15 protein-coding genes, 2 tRNA genes and 1 pseudogene are annotated in these 17,277 nt (G+C 57.7%); 14 read left to right on the forward strand and 4 right to left on the reverse strand.

Annotation, left to right across the window (positions count from 1 at the left end):
• The first annotated feature begins 51 nt into the window (after positions 1-51).
• From BMX55_RS00100 to BMX55_RS00125, 6 genes are read left to right on the forward strand one after another with little or no spacing between them, the layout of a single operon-like run.
• Complete coding sequence (locus BMX55_RS00100; protein ID WP_091450927.1) at positions 52-1,977, forward strand: TonB-dependent receptor domain-containing protein; 1,926 nt, start codon at positions 52-54, stop codon at positions 1,975-1,977.
• Positions 1,974-3,323, forward strand: a complete 1,350-nt coding sequence (locus tag BMX55_RS00105; protein WP_245751170.1) for a cobyrinic acid a,c-diamide synthase CobB — start codon at positions 1,974-1,976, stop codon at positions 3,321-3,323. Before BMX55_RS00100 ends, BMX55_RS00105 begins: the two co-directional genes overlap by 4 nt.
• Positions 3,320-3,922: a bifunctional adenosylcobinamide kinase/adenosylcobinamide-phosphate guanylyltransferase gene (locus BMX55_RS00110; protein ID WP_091452985.1), complete on the forward strand. Its 603-nt coding sequence runs from the start codon at positions 3,320-3,322 to the stop codon at positions 3,920-3,922. Before BMX55_RS00105 ends, BMX55_RS00110 begins: the two co-directional genes overlap by 4 nt.
• Positions 3,898-4,785: an ABC transporter substrate-binding protein gene (locus tag BMX55_RS00115; RefSeq protein ID WP_091450931.1), complete on the forward strand. Its 888-nt coding sequence runs from the start codon at positions 3,898-3,900 to the stop codon at positions 4,783-4,785. The genes BMX55_RS00110 and BMX55_RS00115 overlap by 25 nt, the downstream gene beginning before the upstream one ends.
• The gene (locus BMX55_RS00120; protein WP_091450933.1) at positions 4,782-5,855 is read left to right on the forward strand and encodes a FecCD family ABC transporter permease; all 1,074 of its coding nucleotides are present in this window, start codon (positions 4,782-4,784) and stop codon (positions 5,853-5,855) included. The genes BMX55_RS00115 and BMX55_RS00120 overlap by 4 nt, the downstream gene beginning before the upstream one ends.
• Positions 5,852-6,673: an ABC transporter ATP-binding protein gene (locus tag BMX55_RS00125; RefSeq protein WP_091450936.1), complete on the forward strand. Its 822-nt coding sequence runs from the start codon at positions 5,852-5,854 to the stop codon at positions 6,671-6,673. Before BMX55_RS00120 ends, BMX55_RS00125 begins: the two co-directional genes overlap by 4 nt.
• On the opposite strand, the gene BMX55_RS00130 is transcribed toward BMX55_RS00125, so the two are convergent.
• The gene (locus tag BMX55_RS00130) at positions 6,670-8,016 is read right to left on the reverse strand and encodes an OprD family outer membrane porin (protein ID WP_091450940.1); all 1,347 of its coding nucleotides are present in this window, start codon (positions 8,014-8,016) and stop codon (positions 6,670-6,672) included. The two genes, BMX55_RS00125 and BMX55_RS00130, sit on opposite strands and share 4 nt — an antisense overlap.
• On the reverse strand, positions 8,013-9,422 hold the full coding sequence (locus BMX55_RS00135; protein ID WP_091450944.1) for a diguanylate cyclase: 1,410 nt from the start codon (positions 9,420-9,422) through the stop codon (positions 8,013-8,015). Before BMX55_RS00135 ends, BMX55_RS00130 begins: the two co-directional genes overlap by 4 nt.
• A 143-nt stretch (positions 9,423-9,565) precedes the next feature.
• Here BMX55_RS00135 and cobO point away from each other — a divergent pair, with 143 nt between their 5' ends.
• From cobO to BMX55_RS00175, 8 genes and pseudogenes are all read left to right on the forward strand, one after another.
• Complete coding sequence (gene cobO / locus BMX55_RS00140) at positions 9,566-10,135, forward strand: cob(I)yrinic acid a,c-diamide adenosyltransferase (protein WP_091450947.1); 570 nt, start codon at positions 9,566-9,568, stop codon at positions 10,133-10,135.
• Between the two features lie 4 nt (positions 10,136-10,139).
• Positions 10,140-10,853 (forward strand): 5,6-dimethylbenzimidazole synthase, encoded by a 714-nt coding sequence (gene bluB / locus BMX55_RS00145; protein WP_091450950.1) that lies wholly within the window; start codon positions 10,140-10,142, stop codon positions 10,851-10,853.
• Positions 10,846-11,865: an adenosylcobinamide-phosphate synthase CbiB gene (gene cbiB / locus BMX55_RS00150; RefSeq protein ID WP_091450953.1), complete on the forward strand. Its 1,020-nt coding sequence runs from the start codon at positions 10,846-10,848 to the stop codon at positions 11,863-11,865. The genes bluB and cbiB overlap by 8 nt, the downstream gene beginning before the upstream one ends.
• A gap of 28 nt (positions 11,866-11,893) precedes the next feature.
• Complete coding sequence (locus tag BMX55_RS00155) at positions 11,894-12,949, forward strand: aminotransferase class I/II-fold pyridoxal phosphate-dependent enzyme (RefSeq protein ID WP_091450956.1); 1,056 nt, start codon at positions 11,894-11,896, stop codon at positions 12,947-12,949.
• A 27-nt stretch (positions 12,950-12,976) separates the two neighbouring features.
• Positions 12,977-13,276, forward strand: a pseudogene (locus BMX55_RS00160) (HU family DNA-binding protein); the annotation flags it as partial.
• A gap of 11 nt (positions 13,277-13,287) precedes the next feature.
• Positions 13,288-13,363 (forward strand) — tRNA-Val (locus BMX55_RS00165).
• A gap of 55 nt (positions 13,364-13,418) precedes the next feature.
• Positions 13,419-15,338 carry a SurA N-terminal domain-containing protein gene (locus tag BMX55_RS00170; protein ID WP_091450962.1) on the forward strand — a complete coding sequence of 640 codons (1,920 nt, stop codon included), beginning with the start codon at positions 13,419-13,421 and terminating at the stop codon, positions 15,336-15,338.
• Between the two features lie 45 nt (positions 15,339-15,383).
• Positions 15,384-15,459: transfer RNA gene (locus tag BMX55_RS00175), tRNA-His, on the forward strand.
• 305 nt (positions 15,460-15,764) lie between these two features.
• Here the strand turns inward: BMX55_RS00175 and BMX55_RS00180 are convergent.
• Positions 15,765-16,259, reverse strand: a complete 495-nt coding sequence (locus BMX55_RS00180) for an FAD synthase family protein (protein ID WP_091450965.1) — start codon at positions 16,257-16,259, stop codon at positions 15,765-15,767.
• On the reverse strand, positions 16,253-17,227 hold the full coding sequence (locus BMX55_RS00185; RefSeq protein ID WP_091450968.1) for a hypothetical protein: 975 nt from the start codon (positions 17,225-17,227) through the stop codon (positions 16,253-16,255). Before BMX55_RS00185 ends, BMX55_RS00180 begins: the two co-directional genes overlap by 7 nt.
• Between the last annotated feature and the right edge of the window lie 50 nt (positions 17,228-17,277).

Below are 17,277 nucleotides of genomic sequence, written 5' to 3' on the forward strand. Positions count from 1 at the left end.
ACCCAACGCTGGCGGGGAGGCCGGCACGGGTTGCTCTCTTTTTTGTTTCCCATGAATTCTGTTTCTTTCCAAGCCCGTCCTAGTGCCTTGCTGGGTTTGCGTCCTGTGGTGGCAGCTTGCTGCTTGATGTTGTCCGCACTGTCGGCCCAAGCCGAAACCTCCACTCTAGAGCAGCCTTGGCTGTTGGCGCAAAATCTGCGCGCCCCTTCGCTGGACGACGTGGTGGTGACGGCCACGCGCACGCCGCAACCCTTGGCCGATTTGGTGGCCGATGTGTCGATTTTGGATCGCGAAACTCTAGAAGCCAGCGGTGCCACGGCCTTGCCCGATGTGCTGGCCCGGCTGCCGGGCGTAGAAATCTCGCGCAATGGTGGCCCCGGCAATGCCAGCAGCGTGTTTGTGCGCGGTGCTGAATCGCGCTTTACGGCAGTCTATATCGACGGCATCCGTGTGGATTCGCAATCGACCGGCGGCGCGCAATGGGAGCAAATTCCGCTGGCGCAAATCGAGCGCATTGAGGTGCTACGCGGCCCGGCTGCGGCGGTGTATGGCTCGGATGCCATTGCTGGGGTTATCCAACTGTTTACCCGCAAAGGCGAAGGCCCAGCCCAGCCGATGGTGGGTGTGGGCGTTGGCAGCCAAGGCATGCGCAAGATTGAGGCGGGCATCAGTGGCAGCGCTGGCACCGAGGGGGCGTTTGACTATGCTTTGGGCCTGAGCCGCACCATCAGCGATGGCTTTGATACCAAAACCAGCGGCAGCCACCACCTTGACCGCGATGGCTACCGCAGCACGTCGGGCAACGCTCGCTTGGGCTTGCGTATTAATGCACAACACCGTTTGGATGCCACGCTGCTGGCGCAGCGGCTGAACTCCGGTTACGACGATTTTAATTACGACGCCAAGGCCCCCGCTGATGACCGCAGTTTGCACCGCCTGCGCACAGCGGGCCTGACTTGGCAAGCGCAGTGGAACGATGCCTACCGCACGCGCTTGTCCATCACCGAGGCCGCCAGCCATTACGAAACCACGCCATCGCCTTACCTGACCGAAACCACGCTGCGCGGCTACCTGTGGCAGCACGATTATCAATGGGGCGCGCACCACTTTAGCGCGGCCTTAGAGCGCCGTGAAGACCAGCTCTACAACCCGGCTTTCGATGCCAAGAGGGCGACACTGGACAGCCAGCGTTCGCAAGATGCCTTAGCGCTGGGCTATGGCTACAGCGCGGGCGGTCATACGGTGCAAATCAATGCCCGCCATGACAACGACAGCGAATTTGGCGGCCACAACACCGGCAGCTTGGCCTATGGTTATGCCATCACGCCTTCACTGCGCGCCACGGCCTCGGTGGGCACGGCGTTTCGAGCACCCACGCTCTACCATCGCTTTAGTGAGTATGGTGTTGCCACGCTGCAACCAGAAAAAAGCCGCAATGCCGAAATCGGTCTGCGCTGGGCTGAAAAGAGCAGCACTTTCTCCATCGTGGCCTACCGCAACCGGGTGCGCAACCTGATCTCTTTTGCTGGCGTGGGCGCTTGTGTTTCTGACTATGGCTGCTATGCCAACACGGCCCGTGCGCAATACGAAGGCGTGACTGTCTCTGGCTCTTACCGCATGGCGGGGGTGCAATGGCGCGGTGCAATGGATTGGCAAAACCCGCGCGATTTGGACACTGGCAAACAACTGGCCCGCCGAGCCAAACGCCATGCCACACTCGGGGCAGAAACGGTGTTGGCAGGCTGGAATTGGGGCGCAGAAATGCAAGCCTCCGGCCAGCGTTTTGACACTGTTGCCAACACTACCCGGCTGGGCGGCTACGCGCTGTGGAATTTGTATGCTAGCACGCGCATGGCCCGTGACTTCACGCTGCTGGCGCGCATTGACAATCTGGCCGACAAAGACTACCAGTTGGCCCGCACCTATGCCACTGCCGGGCGCGCCCTGTATGTGGGCCTGAAATGGACACCCCAATGAGCGCCCGTTGTCCTGCACTGCTGATTGCTGCCCCGGCTTCGGGGCAGGGCAAAACCACCCTCACTGCCGCCTTGGCGCGCTTGCACAGCCGCCAAGGGCGCACAGTGCGCGTGTTCAAGTGTGGGCCAGATTTTCTCGATCCGCACTGGCATGAGCTGGCTAGTGGTGCCCCGGTGCATTCGCTCGATGGTTGGATGACTGGCCCCGAAGATGTGGCAGCCCGGCTCTACGCTGCCGCCCAAGAGGCTGATCTGATCCTGATTGAAGGCGTGATGGGCCTGTTTGATGGCAGCCCCAGCGCGGCGGAACTGGCGCAGCGGCTGGATATTCCGGTGCTGGCAGTGCTGGATGCCGGGGCCATGTCCACCACCTTTGGCGCGCTGGTCTATGGCTTGGTGCATTACCAGCCGGGCTTGCGTTGGGCAGGGGTGCTGGCGAACCGGGTTGCTACCGAACACCATGCCGATTTGCTGCAAGCGGGGCTGCGCGACCCTGCACTGTGGCAAGGGGCTTTGCAAAAAGTCATCCCTGCCGGAGAAACTTCGCTGTTGCCCGAACGTCATCTGGGCTTGGTGGCTGCCCATGAACTGGGCGATGCCCTGCAACGGCTGGATGCGGTGGCCGATGCACTGGCGCAGACGCCGCTGGGCCAGCGCAGTTGGGAGCAATGGCAAGAATGGGCGGTAGATTTTGCAGCGCCAGCGGCCAAGCCAGCGCAAGAAGCCATCCAACCTTGGTTGCAAGGCCGCACGGTGGCCGTGGCGCGGGATGCGGCATTCAGCTTTATCTATCCGGCCAATCTGGACTGTTTGCAGGCGATGGGGGCGCAACTGGTGTTTTTCTCGCCCTTGGCGGGGGATAGTTTGCCACCCTGCGATGCGGTGTGGCTGCCCGGTGGCTACCCCGAACTGCACGCCCCAGCCTTGATGGCCAATCAAGCCATACAAGAAGGCTTGCGCGCGCACTGGGCCGCAGGCAAGCCCATTTGGGCTGAATGCGGTGGCATGGTGGCCCTGTGTGAAGGCATTACCGGCCACGATGGGCAATTTGCGCCCCTGTGGGGCTTGCTGCCCGGTAAGGCGGTATTGCAAAAGCGTCTGGCGGGGTTGGGAATGCAGCAACTGGCCACCGACACCAGGGTGCTGCGTGGGCACACCTTCCACTATTCGCGGCTAGACAGCCCGGTACCAGTGCTCACGCGCAGCAGCCGCCCCGGCCAAGCCGTAGAGGAAGGCAAGGGCGAAGCCCTGTACCAGCACGGCAGCCTGCACGCCAGTTATTTTCATGCGTGGTTTGCCTCCAGCCCGCGCACGGTGGCCGGTTGGCTGGGCGGGGTGGGCGCATGAGCTTGTCCATCGCCCGCACTGAGCTGATTTTGGGGGGGCAAAAAAGCGGCAAATCGCGCCGAGCCGAGCTATTGGCCCGTGACTGGCTGGCGCAATCGCCCCAGCACCGTGCCCTGATGCTGGCTACCGCCCAAGCGTGGGATGGCGAGATGCAAGAGCGCATCCAGCGCCACCAGCAAGACCGGGCGGTGCGCGTGCCGGGCATGAGCACACTGGAAGAGCCGCGCTACTTGGCGCAAGCTCTGCAAGCACACAGCCGCCCCGATACGCTGATCGTGGTCGATTGCCTGACCTTGTGGCTCACCCACTGGCTGATGCCTGCCGATACAGCCCCAGAGGCTGCCCCGTTGGGGACTTGGCAAGAACAGGCCACGGCTTTTTGCACGGCACTAACCCAAGCCCCCGGCCCGGTGGTGTTGGTGGGCAATGAAATCGGTTTGGGTGTGATTCCGCTGGGCCGCGAGGTACGGGCTTTTGTGGATGCGCTGGGCCTGCTCAACCAGCAAGTGGCCCAAGCGTGCCAGCGCGTCACGCTGATGGCCGCAGGCTTGCCACTGACTTTAAAGGAGATGCCATGCCACGGCTCCAACGCAGTCTGACCCGGCTGTGCGCTGCGCTGGCTTGGGGCGCAGCCACGCTCACAGTGCAAGCCCAAACCATCCAACTCACCGATGACCGGGGCCATGCCATGACGTTGGCGCGGCCAGCGCAGCGCATTGTCAGTTTGCTGCCCTCACTGACCGAAACCGTTTGCGCCTTAGAACAATGCCACCGGCTGGTGGGCGTAGATCGCTATTCCGACTGGCCCGCCAGCGTGCAAAAGCTGCCCAAACTGGGCGGCGGCCTCGACCCCAACATCGAGGCCATTGTGGCGCTGCGCCCGGATGTGGTGCTGATGGCGACTTCTTCGCGGGGTGCGGCACGGCTAGAGTCGCTGGGTGTGCCAGTGCTGGCACTAGAGCCTAAAAGCCATGCCGATGTGCAGCGTGTGCTGGGCAAAATCGGCCAAGTGCTGGCCGTGCCCGATGCCCAGCGCGTGTGGCGCGTGATTGATGCTGGGGTGCAGGCAGCGGCGCAATCGGTGCCCGCTGCGGCCCGCAATACACGGGTTTATTTTGAAGTGAACCGGGGGCCGTATGGCGCCGGTATGCAATCCTTTATTGGCGAAACCCTGACCCGTTTGGGCGCACGCAATATCTTGCCTGCCGCGCTGGGGCCATTTCCCAAGCTCAACCCAGAATATGTGGTGCGTGCCAATCCCGACCTGATCATGGTGGGCGCACGCAGCGTCGAGGGGCTGGCGCAGCGCCCCGGCTGGCAAGCGATGCAGGCGCTGCAACAGCAACGCCTGTGCGTTTTTACGCCGCCTGAGTTTGATATGCTGATTCGCCCCGGCCCACGCATGGCCGAAGGCGCTCGTCTGATGGCCCGCTGCCTGACGGACAAGGCCGCCGCCCGATGAGCGCGCCTCCCGCGCGTGGGCGCTGGCTGGCGCTGGTGCTGCTCTGTTCTAGCCTGTTGTTGTTGCCCTTGGGTACTGCCGTGGGCAGTACCGGGTTAGAAAATCTCTGGCCCGCGCTCTGGGGTGATGAATCCGAGGCTGCCAGCCGGGCGATGGCTTGGCAGATCATCTGGGATATCCGCCTGCCGCGCACCCTTGGGGCGTGGTGTGCTGGGGCATTGCTGGGCTTGGCCGGTGCCGTAGCGCAGGGCTTGTTTCGTAACCCGTTGGCTGATCCTTACCTACTGGGCAGCGCCTCCGGGGCGTCGCTGGGGGTGGCTTTGGCGCTGGCCTTGATGGGCTCAGGCATCGGTTTGGCTGGGGGCGATAACGGCATGGGCAGCTATACCGTGTCGGTGTTTTCGGGGCACTGGCTGGTGCGTTTGGGCTTGACCGGGGCCGCCTTTGCGGGGGCTGTGCTGGCGGTGGTGCTCACATTGGTATTGGCACGCGGGGTGCAACATACCTTGCGCCTGTTGTTGGCTGGGGTGATTGTCGGTGTCGTGTTGGGGGCTTTGACCTCGCTGATTTTGCTGCTCTCGCCCGATTCGATGCAGGCCATGCAAGCCTTTCTGTTGGGTTCTACTGGCTTTGTCGGCTGGACGGCTTGCCTGCTCATGGCGGGCACTTGGTTGCTGTGTCTGTTGGCGGCTTGGGCCTTGTCGCGGGTGCTGGATGGTCTGGCCTTGGGCGAATCTACCGCCCACAGCTTGGGCTTGCCGCTGGCACCACTGCGGGCCGCCTTGGTTGGTGTGCTGGCGCTGGCGACTGGCACCGCCGTCGCCCAAACCGGATTGATTGCCTTTGTCGGGCTGGCGGCACCGCATTTGGTGCGGGCCGTGGCCCCAGTGCCGCACAGCCGGTTAATGGTGCTGGCCAGTGCGATGGGTGCGGTGTTGTTGGCCGGTGCTGATTTGCTGGCGCGGGGGCTGATGGCCCCGCAAGAGCTGCCGGTGGGCGTACTCACGGCGGTATTGGGCGGGGTTTATTTGCTGTGGCTGATGCACCGGCGCACTGGGGGGCTGGCATGAGCGCACTCCCTCCCGCCGCTTTGCAAGCCCAAGCTGTGGGCGTGCAGATAGGCCAGCGTGCCATCTTGCATGGGCTGAGTCTGTCTTTGGCCGCCGGGCGCTGGACGAGCATTGTCGGCCCCAACGGCGCTGGCAAATCTACCCTGTTGCGGGCTTTGGCCGGGCTGCTGCCCTGCACCGGCCAAGTGCAACTGCTGGGCCGCCCACTGCACGACTGGCCCCGGCGCGAGCGCGCCCGCACCTTGTCTTGGCTAGGCCAGAACGAAGCGGCAGCAGACGACCTGAGCGTTTATGACGTGGCGATGCTGGGCCGCTTGCCACACCAAGCATGGCTGGCCGCCCCCAGTGCTGTTGACCATGCCGCTGTCGAGCAAGCCCTGCGCGCCACCCAAGCGTGGGACTGGCGTTGGCGCGCCTTAGGCCAACTCTCCGGCGGCGAGCGCCAACGGGTGCTGCTGGCTCGCGCTTTGGCGGTGCAGGCCCCGGTGCTGCTGATGGATGAGCCACTAGCCAACCTTGATCCGCCACACCAAGCCGATTGGCTGTTGCTGGTGCGCGCACTGGTGGCCCAAGGCCATACCGTGGTCAGTGTGTTGCACGAGGTCTCGTTGGCGCTGCAAGCGGACAACATTGCCATTGTGGCCGATGGTCGCCTGCACCACCACGGCAGCGCCAGTGACAGCACCACCCACCGTGCTTTAGAGCAGGTCTTTGACCAGCGCATCCAGATTCAACAAGCAGCTGGTATGTGGTTGGCGTTGCCGTGCTTGGTGCCCAGCGTTTTGAAGGGCTCTGAAGCAGCCTCAAAGTGCGGCTAAAAATCGTAACGCAAAGACATGGCAATGAACTTATTGTTATACCGTGCATTGCCTGAATTTCTGGCTTCTATAGCCATTCGTGTGGACAGCTGTGGGGTAAATTTTGCTTTGTATATCAAGCTATTGATAGTTATGTCGCTGCCAGCAAGAATAGACTCGTCCAGATTGATGCGCGTATGACCAAAAATAAAATTTTTATCTTTAAATCCGTAAGGGCCAAGATCAAGGGATATTGTAAATTTTGTTAAATGGCTGCGGGCGATTCCTGAGATGCCTTGATTTTCTGGATACACATAGGGCATGCCAACAAATTCAGGATATCCGCCCCAGTTTCCATTGGTCGTGACGGTGTGCTGGTTGCCAGTAAATTGATTGTAAGCAAATGCAGCGCCCCACCCGCTGGGTGAATGGTTGAGTATGGTTTTGACGCCAGAAAGCCAATAATCAGCATTTAGGTTATGCTGTGCCAAGTACCGCTTTGTTTTGCCTACGGCAGATACGTGGTAGGCTTGAAAATCAAATCCTGCCAATAAATTCTGGTTGATTTTGTATTTGAATTTTCCGTCAAAATAGAATGTATTGAGCGTATTGATGCCGTAATAATTCCAAAATTGAAGAGCATGTTCTTTTTTGTACGAAAATCCAGCGAGGATCACCCCGTGGTTCCCGGCAATTTTTGATAAATCAGCGGTCTCGCCATTTTTTGCATCGACCGCTCCGCTGGGTGTTAGCATCAACGAGGTGTAAGCCTGTTGTGACATGCTGCGAAAGTCAGAAAATGAGACCAATCCATCCAAGCCGGACATTTTGCTGATATATGCTGTCGTTAGGGTAGTGTTGTCAAAATCCTTGTTTGTTAAAGTCAATCCTTGAAATAAATTTGGAATGATACGGTATTCGTAACTGTCGATGAGAGGAGAAGATATTTCTTGGCGTCCCAGTATCGCTGTGTTTTTTCCGAAATTCAACTGAATTTGAGATTCGCCAATAACAGAATAAGGCTTTTTATTCAAATTGAACATATAGGCATCGATTTTCTTTGGATTCGTGCTATTGCGTCCAAAATCTTGGGTGGTGTACCAAGCTCCCTTGAAGCTCAGGCCATAGTAACTCCCGGTTTCGATGCCTATTTTTCCACCAAATCCTAAGGTGCTTTGGTTTAAGCGGCCTCCTTTTTTGTCGTCACCCACATACATTGCTTTGGTATAACCAAAGATATGGCTAGATTCTAGTGCAGTAGAGATGTTATCATTTCTAATGATATTAGTGTCAGCATGGGCATCAATGGTTAATCCTATGAGCAGTGTGGATAGTAGTGCGATATTTTTATGCCGTATAGTCATTGAAATTCAACGCAGTTACGTCCTTTGTTTTTTGCCAAATAAAGTGCGGTATCAGCACGACCCACAATGTCCTTCGATTGATCTTCCTTCTGGTAGGTGGCAACGCCAAAACTTGCGGTTTGTGATTTTGTGATTGGAAATTCGTGTGCTTGTAAAAGTCTGCGTAAACTTTCAGCCAAAGATATAGCTTGTTTGGAGTTGGTGTTGGGGCAAATAATGATGAACTCTTCGCCTCCCCAGCGCCCTACAATATCTGTCTTGCGTGTGTTGTTTTGCAAAATATGGGCAACTTCAGTAAGAACTATATCGCCAGTTTGATGGCCGTAAGTGTCATTGACGCTTTTGAAGTGATCTATATCTAACAATATGACGCTAAAAAATTTCCTGGATCGCTGTGAGTGTGCTATTTGCTCTTGAAAGGTGGAGTCTATTTTTATTCTATTAAAAAGGCCCGTGAGCCTGTCTGTTATAGAGAGTAGTTCTAATTTTTTATTTAATGTGCTTAATTTTCGATTCCAATAAAATACAAGACCCAACAATAGAGAGCCGCCCATCAAGGCTTTGAGTGCCAATGAGTAATTAATTCCTTGTTGAATGTTGATGGAAACATTTTTGTTGGAAATTGCTTCGCGCTCTTGCGGTGTAATTGTCTTTACCCCTTTGTCAAGAATATTCCGCAATATCGTTTCCTCTTTGAGGATGCCTATGCGCAACTGATTGGTATATTCTGGAATTTGCCCAGAAATTTTCAGATTAAAAAGCCCCTCTTTTTTAATGGAGTAGGCTGCAATAATCAAAGAACGGATGGTCAGACTGGCTTTTTTCTCAGAAACAAGAGCAATCGCCTCAGACTCAGATTTTGTTAAAATGACCTTCAAGTTTGGGTAATCCCTGCGGATACGTTCTTCAACCATGGTTCCGCGTGGTAGAGCAACGCTTTCATTTTTAAGACCTTTGAGGTCTCCTATGAATGAGTGTTCTTCGCGTGTAATGATGATATTGGGATCAAAAAACACAGGGTCGGTAAAAATAAGCCATTGATCGCGTGCTGGAGTTTGATTCAAAAAACTCATGATTTGGCACTGCTTGCTTTTGGATGCAGATAAACTTTCTTCCCAAGTCTTGACGGGGTAGAGTTCTATTTTTAAACCCACCCGTTGGGCCACCAGTTGTATCAAATCTGCAGCAATGCCTTCGTGCTCACCTTTGTTGTTAATGATTTCAAAAGGAGTCCAATCTGGGTCAATACACATTTTGATGCTGCTGGTTTTCTCGATGTAGGAGCGCTCTTCTGGGGTAAAATCAATTGTTGATAACGCAGGGTTGTTGCCATATACTGGCGTGGTAAGTGTGGATTCTATGAAAAAAACCACAAAAAACCACAAAAAAACGATGATTGATTTCATTTGCAATTGCTTGAATTAACCCTGACGGTAGGGGGCCTTGAAAACCATCTTCTTACTTGCCCTCGAGTCAGCTTGGTAAAATAGCAGCATCCTGATGTTCATTTCAGTTCACGCCTATAAGACGGCCCCGTGCCATCATCGCCATGCAAATTGAAGCTCCTCCTACCGAAAAAGGCTACCACAAACCCACCGGCGAGCGCCGGGGCCTGACCATCGTCCACACCGGCGATGGCAAGGGTAAAAGCACGGCAGCCTTTGGCCTTGCGCTGCGCGCACATGGCCGGGGCAAGGCCGTCAAAATTTTTCAGTTTATGAAGGTGCCCAGCGCCCGTTTTGGCGAGCACCGCATGTTTGAACAAATCGGTTTGCCCATTGAGGGGCTGGGCGACGGTTTTAGCTGGAAAAGCCAAGACTTAGAGCATTCGGCCCAACTGGCCCGCGATGGCTGGGAAAAAGCCCGCGTTGCCATCCTTTCAGGTGACTATTTCATGGTGGTACTCGATGAAATCACCTATCCACTGATCTACGGCTGGCTGCCACTGGAAGGCGTGCTCGACACCCTGCGCCAACGCCCCCAACACGTCCATGTTGTACTCACGGGCCGCCGCTGCCCGCCAGAAATCATTGAGCTGGCTGACACCGTCACCGAAATGAAGCTCATCAAGCACGCCTTTCAGGCCGGTATTCCTGCCCAGCGCGGTATTGAGGACTAAAGCTATGCCGCAGCTCACCACGCAAGCCATCTCCAGCGCACAAGCCTTTACTCAAGCCGAACGGCTGGCGGTGTACCGTGCCATCCATGAGCGGCGCGATATGCGCCACTTTGGTGGCGGCAGCGTGGCCCCTGAGGTGTTGCGGCGTATGTTGCAAGCAGCACACCATGCCCCCAGCGTGGGCTTTATGCAGCCGTGGCGTTTTATCCGTATCACCCAACCTGCACTGCGCCAGCCATTGCACGCCTTGGTAGAGCAAGAGCGCATCTTGACCGCCCAAGCCCTAGGGCAGCGCCAAGAAGAATTTATGCGCCTGAAGGTGCAGGGCATTTTGGATGCTGCTGAGCTGCTGGTAGTGGCGCTGGCAGATGGCCGTGAGCAGCATGTTTTTGGCCGCCGCACCATGCCACAGATGGACTTGGCCTCGGCCAGTTGTGCCATCCAAAACCTGTGGCTGGCCGCACGAGCCGAAGGGCTGGGCATGGGCTGGGTCTCTATTTTTGACCCCGTGGCCTTGGGCCAGCTGCTGGGTTTCCCCGTCGGGGCCGAACCGATTGCCCTGCTGTGTCTGGGGCCAGTGCAGGAGTTTTACCACGAGCCCATGCTGCAACAAGAGCGCTGGGCGCAACGTGCGCCGCTGGCCTCACTGGTGTTTGATGACCAGTGGAATACGCCGTCTGCGCTGTTTTCCTCCGGCACAGAAGGCACCAATGCCTGAAGTGGATGGGCTGTGGGGGCCGTTATGGGCCAGCGGTAGCGGTGGCAGCCAAATCGCCTTACTGGCGCTGCTGGTGGCTTTGGCGGTAGATCATTGCTGGGGCGAGCCTCCAGTGCGTTGGCACCCAGTGGTTTGGATGGGGAACGCCTTAGGCTGGGCCAGCCGACGCTGGGCACCCACTGCCGCCACTGTGGGGCCAGACTGGCACTCCTTTTGGTGGTTTGCATTGGTATGGTGTGTGTTGGTTGCCATTGTGAGTGGCAGTTATGTCTTGTTGCAAGGGGCTACGCTGCATCTGCTGCGCGATAGCCCCGCCCCTACTTTGCTGGCAGGCGCGCTGCTGGGTTTGTGGCTCAAGCCCTTGCTGTCGTGGCGGATGCTGCGCCACGAAGTACAGGCCGTCGAAGCGGCTTTGGGCCAGTCGCTGGACGCAGGTCGTGCCCGATTGGCTTGGCTGGTCAGCCGCGATGTAACCACCTTAGACGCCGTACAGGTGCGTGAATCAGCCATCGAATCCTTGGCCGAAAACCTCAGCGACTCGGTGATCGCGCCGCTGTTTTGGTTTGCCGTAGCGGGCTTGCCGGGGGCGGCGCTATACCGGCTGGCCAACACCGCTGATGCCATGTGGGGCTACCCCGGCCTGCGCGGTAGTGGCCCCTCGGCCCGTTATTGGCAATGGGCAGGTAAATGGGCCGCCCGCGCCGATGATGTGCTCTCTTGGTTGCCCGCTCGCCTGACGGCAGCCCTGCTAGCTGTGGCCGCCGGTGGCTTGCCCTTGCGTATGTTGGCACGCGAAGCGCAGCAAACCCCCTCCCCCAACAGCGGCTGGCCTATGGCTGCGATGGCGCTGGCACTGCGCATCCGGCTGGGCAAACCTGGTGTTTATCAACTTCATGCCACAGGCCAAGCTTCCAGCATGACTGACACGGCTCGTGCCTGTGCGCTAGCTTCTAGGGCCGTCACCATTCCCTGCCTGCTGGCGCTGCTGGCTTGGGGTGTGTTGGCTCTTTAAATTTTGCATTTTTCCTGTGAACGTTTCTGTGCCTGCTTCTTTTCTAGCCGAGCCATCGCTACACGGCGGCCCCGATGCCCATGGCCCGGCGCGCTGGGATTTTTCTACCAACAGCAATGCCTGTGGCCCTTGCCCTGAAGTCTTGGCTGCGGTGCAACAGGCCGATGCCAGCCGCTACCCTGACCCCAGCTATGCCACCCTGCGCACGGCGCTGGCCGAGTTTCATGGTGTCGAGCCGCAGCGCATCGTGTTGGCGGCCAGTGCCAGTGAATTTATCTGGCGCATCACCACCTTGGCCGCCCGGTGCGGTGCTCAAACGGTCTCGCTACCCCCACACAGCTATGGCGATTACGCCCAAGCGGCACGGGTTTGGGGCTTCGCCATCCATCGCCGCCCGGCAGACGATGGCCCGTTGTGCCACGACATCCAAACCGACACGCCAGCATTAGCCGATTTGCACTGGGCCTGTGAGCCTTCTAGCCCGCAGGGGCTACCCGATCTGGCCTTGTCCACAGCGTCACCAGAAATGGCCCGCTGGCAGGTGCTCGACTGTGCCTATCGCCCGCTGCAATTGCACCAGCCAGCGCACCACCGTGCCATCCCGGCCCATTTTTGGCAACTGTGGACACCCAATAAAGCCTTGGGCCTGACCGGCGTGCGCGCCGCTTATGCCATCGCGCCAGCGCACAGCGCCCAAGAAGACGTGGCTGCGCTCATCGCGCTGGCCCCTTCTTGGCCGGTAGGGGCGCATGGTGTCGCGTTGCTACACAGTTGGGCGCAGCCCAGTACCCAAAGTTGGCTCACGCAGAGTCTGCATACCCTGCGCCACTGGAAGGCCGCGCAACAAGCCTTGTGCGTGCAGATGGGCTGGCAAGTGCAGCAAGGCAGCATGGCCAACTATTTCACAGCCCGCCCTCCCGTGGCCGATGTAGCCGCCCTGTTGGCACCACTGCGCGAGCAGGGCGTCCAGTTGCGCGACTGCACCTCGTTTGGGCTGCCGGGTTGGGTGCGTCTGGGCGTGCTGGCCCCAGACGCACAGCAAGCCCTGCAAGCGGCTTGGGTTATGGCGATTAGATACGACTAGAATCGCCAGCGGCAGCACCCAGCCTTCAAACCACGCTGCTCCAAGAGGCCCTTTGTGAACAAAACCGAACTGATCGCCCACATTGCCAAGCACGCCGACATCTCCAAAGCCGCTGCTGCCCGCGCTTTGGATGGCACCATAGATGCTGTAAAAACTACTTTGCGCAAGGGTGGCACGGTGTCACTGGTGGGTTTTGGTACGTTTGCCGTGGGGCAACGGGCTTCGCGCACAGGCCGCAATCCGCGCACCGGCACCCCTATCAAAATCCAAGCCACAAAAATTCCTAAGTTTCGTCCTGGCAAAGGGCTCAAAGATGCTGTAAACTAGCGACTTCGGTGGGGTGCTTAGCTCAGTTGGTAGAGCGGCGCCCTTACAAGGCGTAGGTCAGCGGTTCGACCCCGTTAGCACCCACCACCACCGACACAAAGGCGAACATTAGTTCGCTTTTTTTTTATCTGAAAGATCGACCATGTTTGAATCCATCCGCAAGCACTCCAAGCTTGCGATGATCTTGCTGTTCTTGCTGATCATTCCGTCCTTCATTTTGGTAGGCATTGATTCGACGTATTTTTCCGGCAGCAGTCCGGCGGTAGCGGTGGTTGATGGCCACGAAATCACCCAAACCGATTGGGACAATGCCCACCGCCAAGAGTCAGAGCGCTTGCGCGCCCAGCAGCCTAACATCAACGCTGCCTTGCTCGATACCCCTGAGGCCCGTTATGCCACCCTAGAGCGTTTGGTGCGTGAGCGGGTGTTGCAAGCGGCGACCCATAAATCCCATCTGGTGGCCAGTGATGCCCAATTGGCGCGCCACCTCAGTGACATCCCGCAAATTGCGGCCCTGCGTCAACCAGACGGCAAGCTCAATATCGAGGGTTACAAAGCCTTGGTGGCCACACAGGGCCTGACCCCTGAAGGTTTTGAAGCCGCCATGCGCCAAGAACTGGCGGTCAACCAAGTGTTGGGCGGGGTCAGTGATACCGTCTTTAGTACCCCAGCACAAACCAAAGTAACACTCGATGCCCTGCTGCAACGCCGCGAAGTGCAGCTGGTAGAGTTCAAGCCTGCCAGCTTTGCTGCCAAAGTCGAGCAAAGCCCAGAGTTGCTAGAAGCGTATTACAAAGCCAATGTTGCTCAATTTCAGCAACCTGAGCAGGCCAGCATGGAATACGTGGTGCTTGATCTGGCCAGTGTTGCTGCAGGCTTGACCCTCAATGAAGCCGATCTGCGCACTTACTACCAAGAAAATCTGGCCCGTCTGGCTGGCAAAGAAGAGCGTCGCGCTCGCCATATTCTGATCAACGCTGCCAAAGACACCCCAGCCCCAGAGCGCGACAAGGCCAAGGCCCGCGCTGAAGAACTGCTGGCGCAACTGCGCAAAGCCCCAGCCAGCTTTGCAGAACTGGCCAAAAAATCATCGCAAGACACTGGATCAGCCATCCAAGGCGGCGATTTGGGGTTTTTTGCCCGTGGCGCGATGGTCAAGCCGTTTGAAGATGCCGCCTTTGCGCTGAAAAAAGACGAAATCAGCGAACTGGTCGAGAGCGAATTTGGCTACCACATCATCCAGTTGACGGACATCAAAACGCCCCGTCAGCCGAGTTTTGACGAGTTGCGTCCACGCCTAGAAGCCGAAATGCGCCAGCAACAGGCACAACGCAAGTTTGCTGAGGTCGCTGAGACCTTCAGCAATACCGTCTATGAACAGGCCGAAAGCCTGCAACCAGTGGCCGATAAACTGGGTCTGAAGGTGCAAACGGCCAACAAGGTGCAACGTAAACCAGTACCCGGCGCTACCGGCGTACTGGCCAATGAGAAATTTTTGGCAGCGCTGTTCTCTGAAGACTCTATCAGCCACAAACGCAATACGGAGGCGTTGGAGCTGGGTAGCAACCAACTGGTAGCAGGTCGTATCACCGCCCACCAAGCCGCTTCTACCTTGGCCTTCGATGCGGTGCGCCCACAAGTGCAAAAACTCTATGTGGCTGAAAAATCGGCTGAATTGGCACGCAAAGAAGGTGAAGCTCGATTGGCTGCTTGGCAGGTGAAGCCCGAAACCGCTACCGGCCTCAGTGCTCCACTGGTGTTGTCGCGTGACCAGCGGCAAAATCAAGCGCCAGTGCTGCTTGATGCTGTGCTGTCTGCCAAAACCGATAAGCTACCCGCTTGGGTGGGTGTCGATGTGGGCAGCAGTGGCTACACGCTGGCACGCATCAACCGTGTGCTGCCACGTGAGGCTTCTGAGGCCACCATCGAAGCACAACGCCAACAACAATACATGCAATGGCTGACGATGGCAGAAACCCAAGCCTACTATGACTTCCTGAAAACCAGGTTTAAGGTGCAGATGAAGGCACCACGTCCGGCAGCAACGACAGAAAAAAATTGATTTCGGCTTTTTTCGCATTTTTTGCTGTTATAATTCAAATCTACGGTGGCTGTAGCTCAGTTGGTAGAGTCCAGGATTGTGATTCCTGTTGTCGTGGGTTCGAGCCCCATCAGCCACCCCAAGTAAATCAGCAAAAAGCCGCTCCTAACCGGGAGCGGCTTTTTTGTTGGGTGCAACCTATAGGCAAGTTGCAAAAATTTGGTTCTTTGTGGGTCTGCATTCGCCCTTCCGTTGCCAGTTGCCTGATGTTTTGTGTGCCTTTGCCTAGGTGATCGAATTCGCTGGCATCGGGGCTAAAGTCAGGCGCATTGGGGCAAGCTAAGATGCGATGGCCAAATGTGCAATTGGCGTTGCAGCAGACGTATTCTCTTGGAACTCGGAGCTCGGTGGTACTGAAACAGGGGGCCGCCGAGTGTGTTGCTACAGCTATTGGCCCCCTTGGGCCATTTTCTGGCGTAAGGCGGTGCTCGAAATACCCTGTGTATAGGGCAGCGCTTGGCAGGCGATGCCGCTGTTTGCTAGCAAGGGCGCTAGGCGCTGCCAGCGTGAGGTATCGATCCAGTCGCTGCTTACGAACACGGTGTTCACGCCCCAGTCGATCAGCCAACGGGCGGCAGCATCGGTTTGGTCTAGCCCCACATCAAAAATGCAGGCGTCGTCCACACAGCGCAGGCCCAGCACAATTTCCATGCGGTGTGTCTCGCTGCAAACGGGTACACGTCCTTTGCTCAGCGGCAGCAGTCGGTCAGAGCCTATGCCCACTTTCAGGTGGCTACAGTGTTGGCGTGCAGCCGTCAAAAAACGCAGGTGCCCCACATGGAACAAGTCGAATGCGCCAATCGTGCCACCCACCACTCTAGCGGTGTGTGAGCTGTAGTGTGGGTCGTTTCGCAGGTCGGTTTGGGCTAGTGGGCTCAGCATGGCAATGGGTGGGCGTGAGGGGATGCAAAGGCGTGTACCACGGGGTCGGTACCATCCAGCCGGGCCAAGGTGTGCAAGCGCCGAGCCACTAGGTTGGCTTGCCCCTGTATCCAGGCTTCGAACAGGCGTAATGCGCCCCAGGTGCGGGTGTAGTCGTTGTAGGCCAACAGGGCTGGGGTTTCTATGGTGCTGTCAAATTCGGCATTGGGCGTGCGCCAGTGGGGGCCGTAAAGCTCTGCCAGCAGACTTTCGGGGTGGTGTACGTCCCAATGCGTGCCCCAGGGGTGGTTGTTTAGCACCAGTTCAATGGGCTTGAATTTGAGCAGGCGGCCCTGTTCACGCGGCAGCCCAACGGGCCACCAGCCACCCCAGACACATGCGTTGACGGCGTCAAACTCGTAGCCAAACAGATCGAGCGTGATGGCATGTTCGCTATGCACAAAGCTGCGAAAGTTAACAGCCTTGACCACCGTCCATGCCGGTTTCCAACCCCAAGCGGGCATGGCATCGACAGCAGCTTGCAGCTGCTGCATGGGCACCACCACGTCCAGATCTTTGTCGTTGGGCAGCAGTTGATTATTGCGCACCAGACCCAGCAGTGCGCCTGCCGTGGCAAAGGCTGTTAAGCCCTGTGCTGCCAAGCCTGCCAGCGTCTGGCGCAACAGGGCCAGCCCGGCTTTGGTGTCGATGGTGATAGGGGGCTGATCCGATGGTCTAGGCATGGGCTGTTGGGCCGCCCGGTGCAACGCTGTGCGTAATACCGCCAAGCTGGCCGTTATCTGGCTACCTGAAAACAGTGCCAGGCCGTAACACAACTCCAGCCGGATGCGGTGCAGTGGCGAGTCGGTCAATTCTTCCTGAGGCAATAAGGCCAACGCCTTGGCAAAAATGGCTACGGCATTGGGCTGGGTGAGGATGGGATTGGCCGCCTGCCAAACGGCATCAGGGTTTGAAAGGTCGATGCGCATAGGTGTTTGGCTACGTTAGCAGCCAGCGTTTTGCGGTCATGCTCGTAGCA

Origin of the sequence: Giesbergeria anulus (genome assembly GCF_900111115.1) — a bacterium.
Taxonomy (GTDB): domain Bacteria; phylum Pseudomonadota; class Gammaproteobacteria; order Burkholderiales; family Burkholderiaceae_C; genus Simplicispira; species Simplicispira anulus.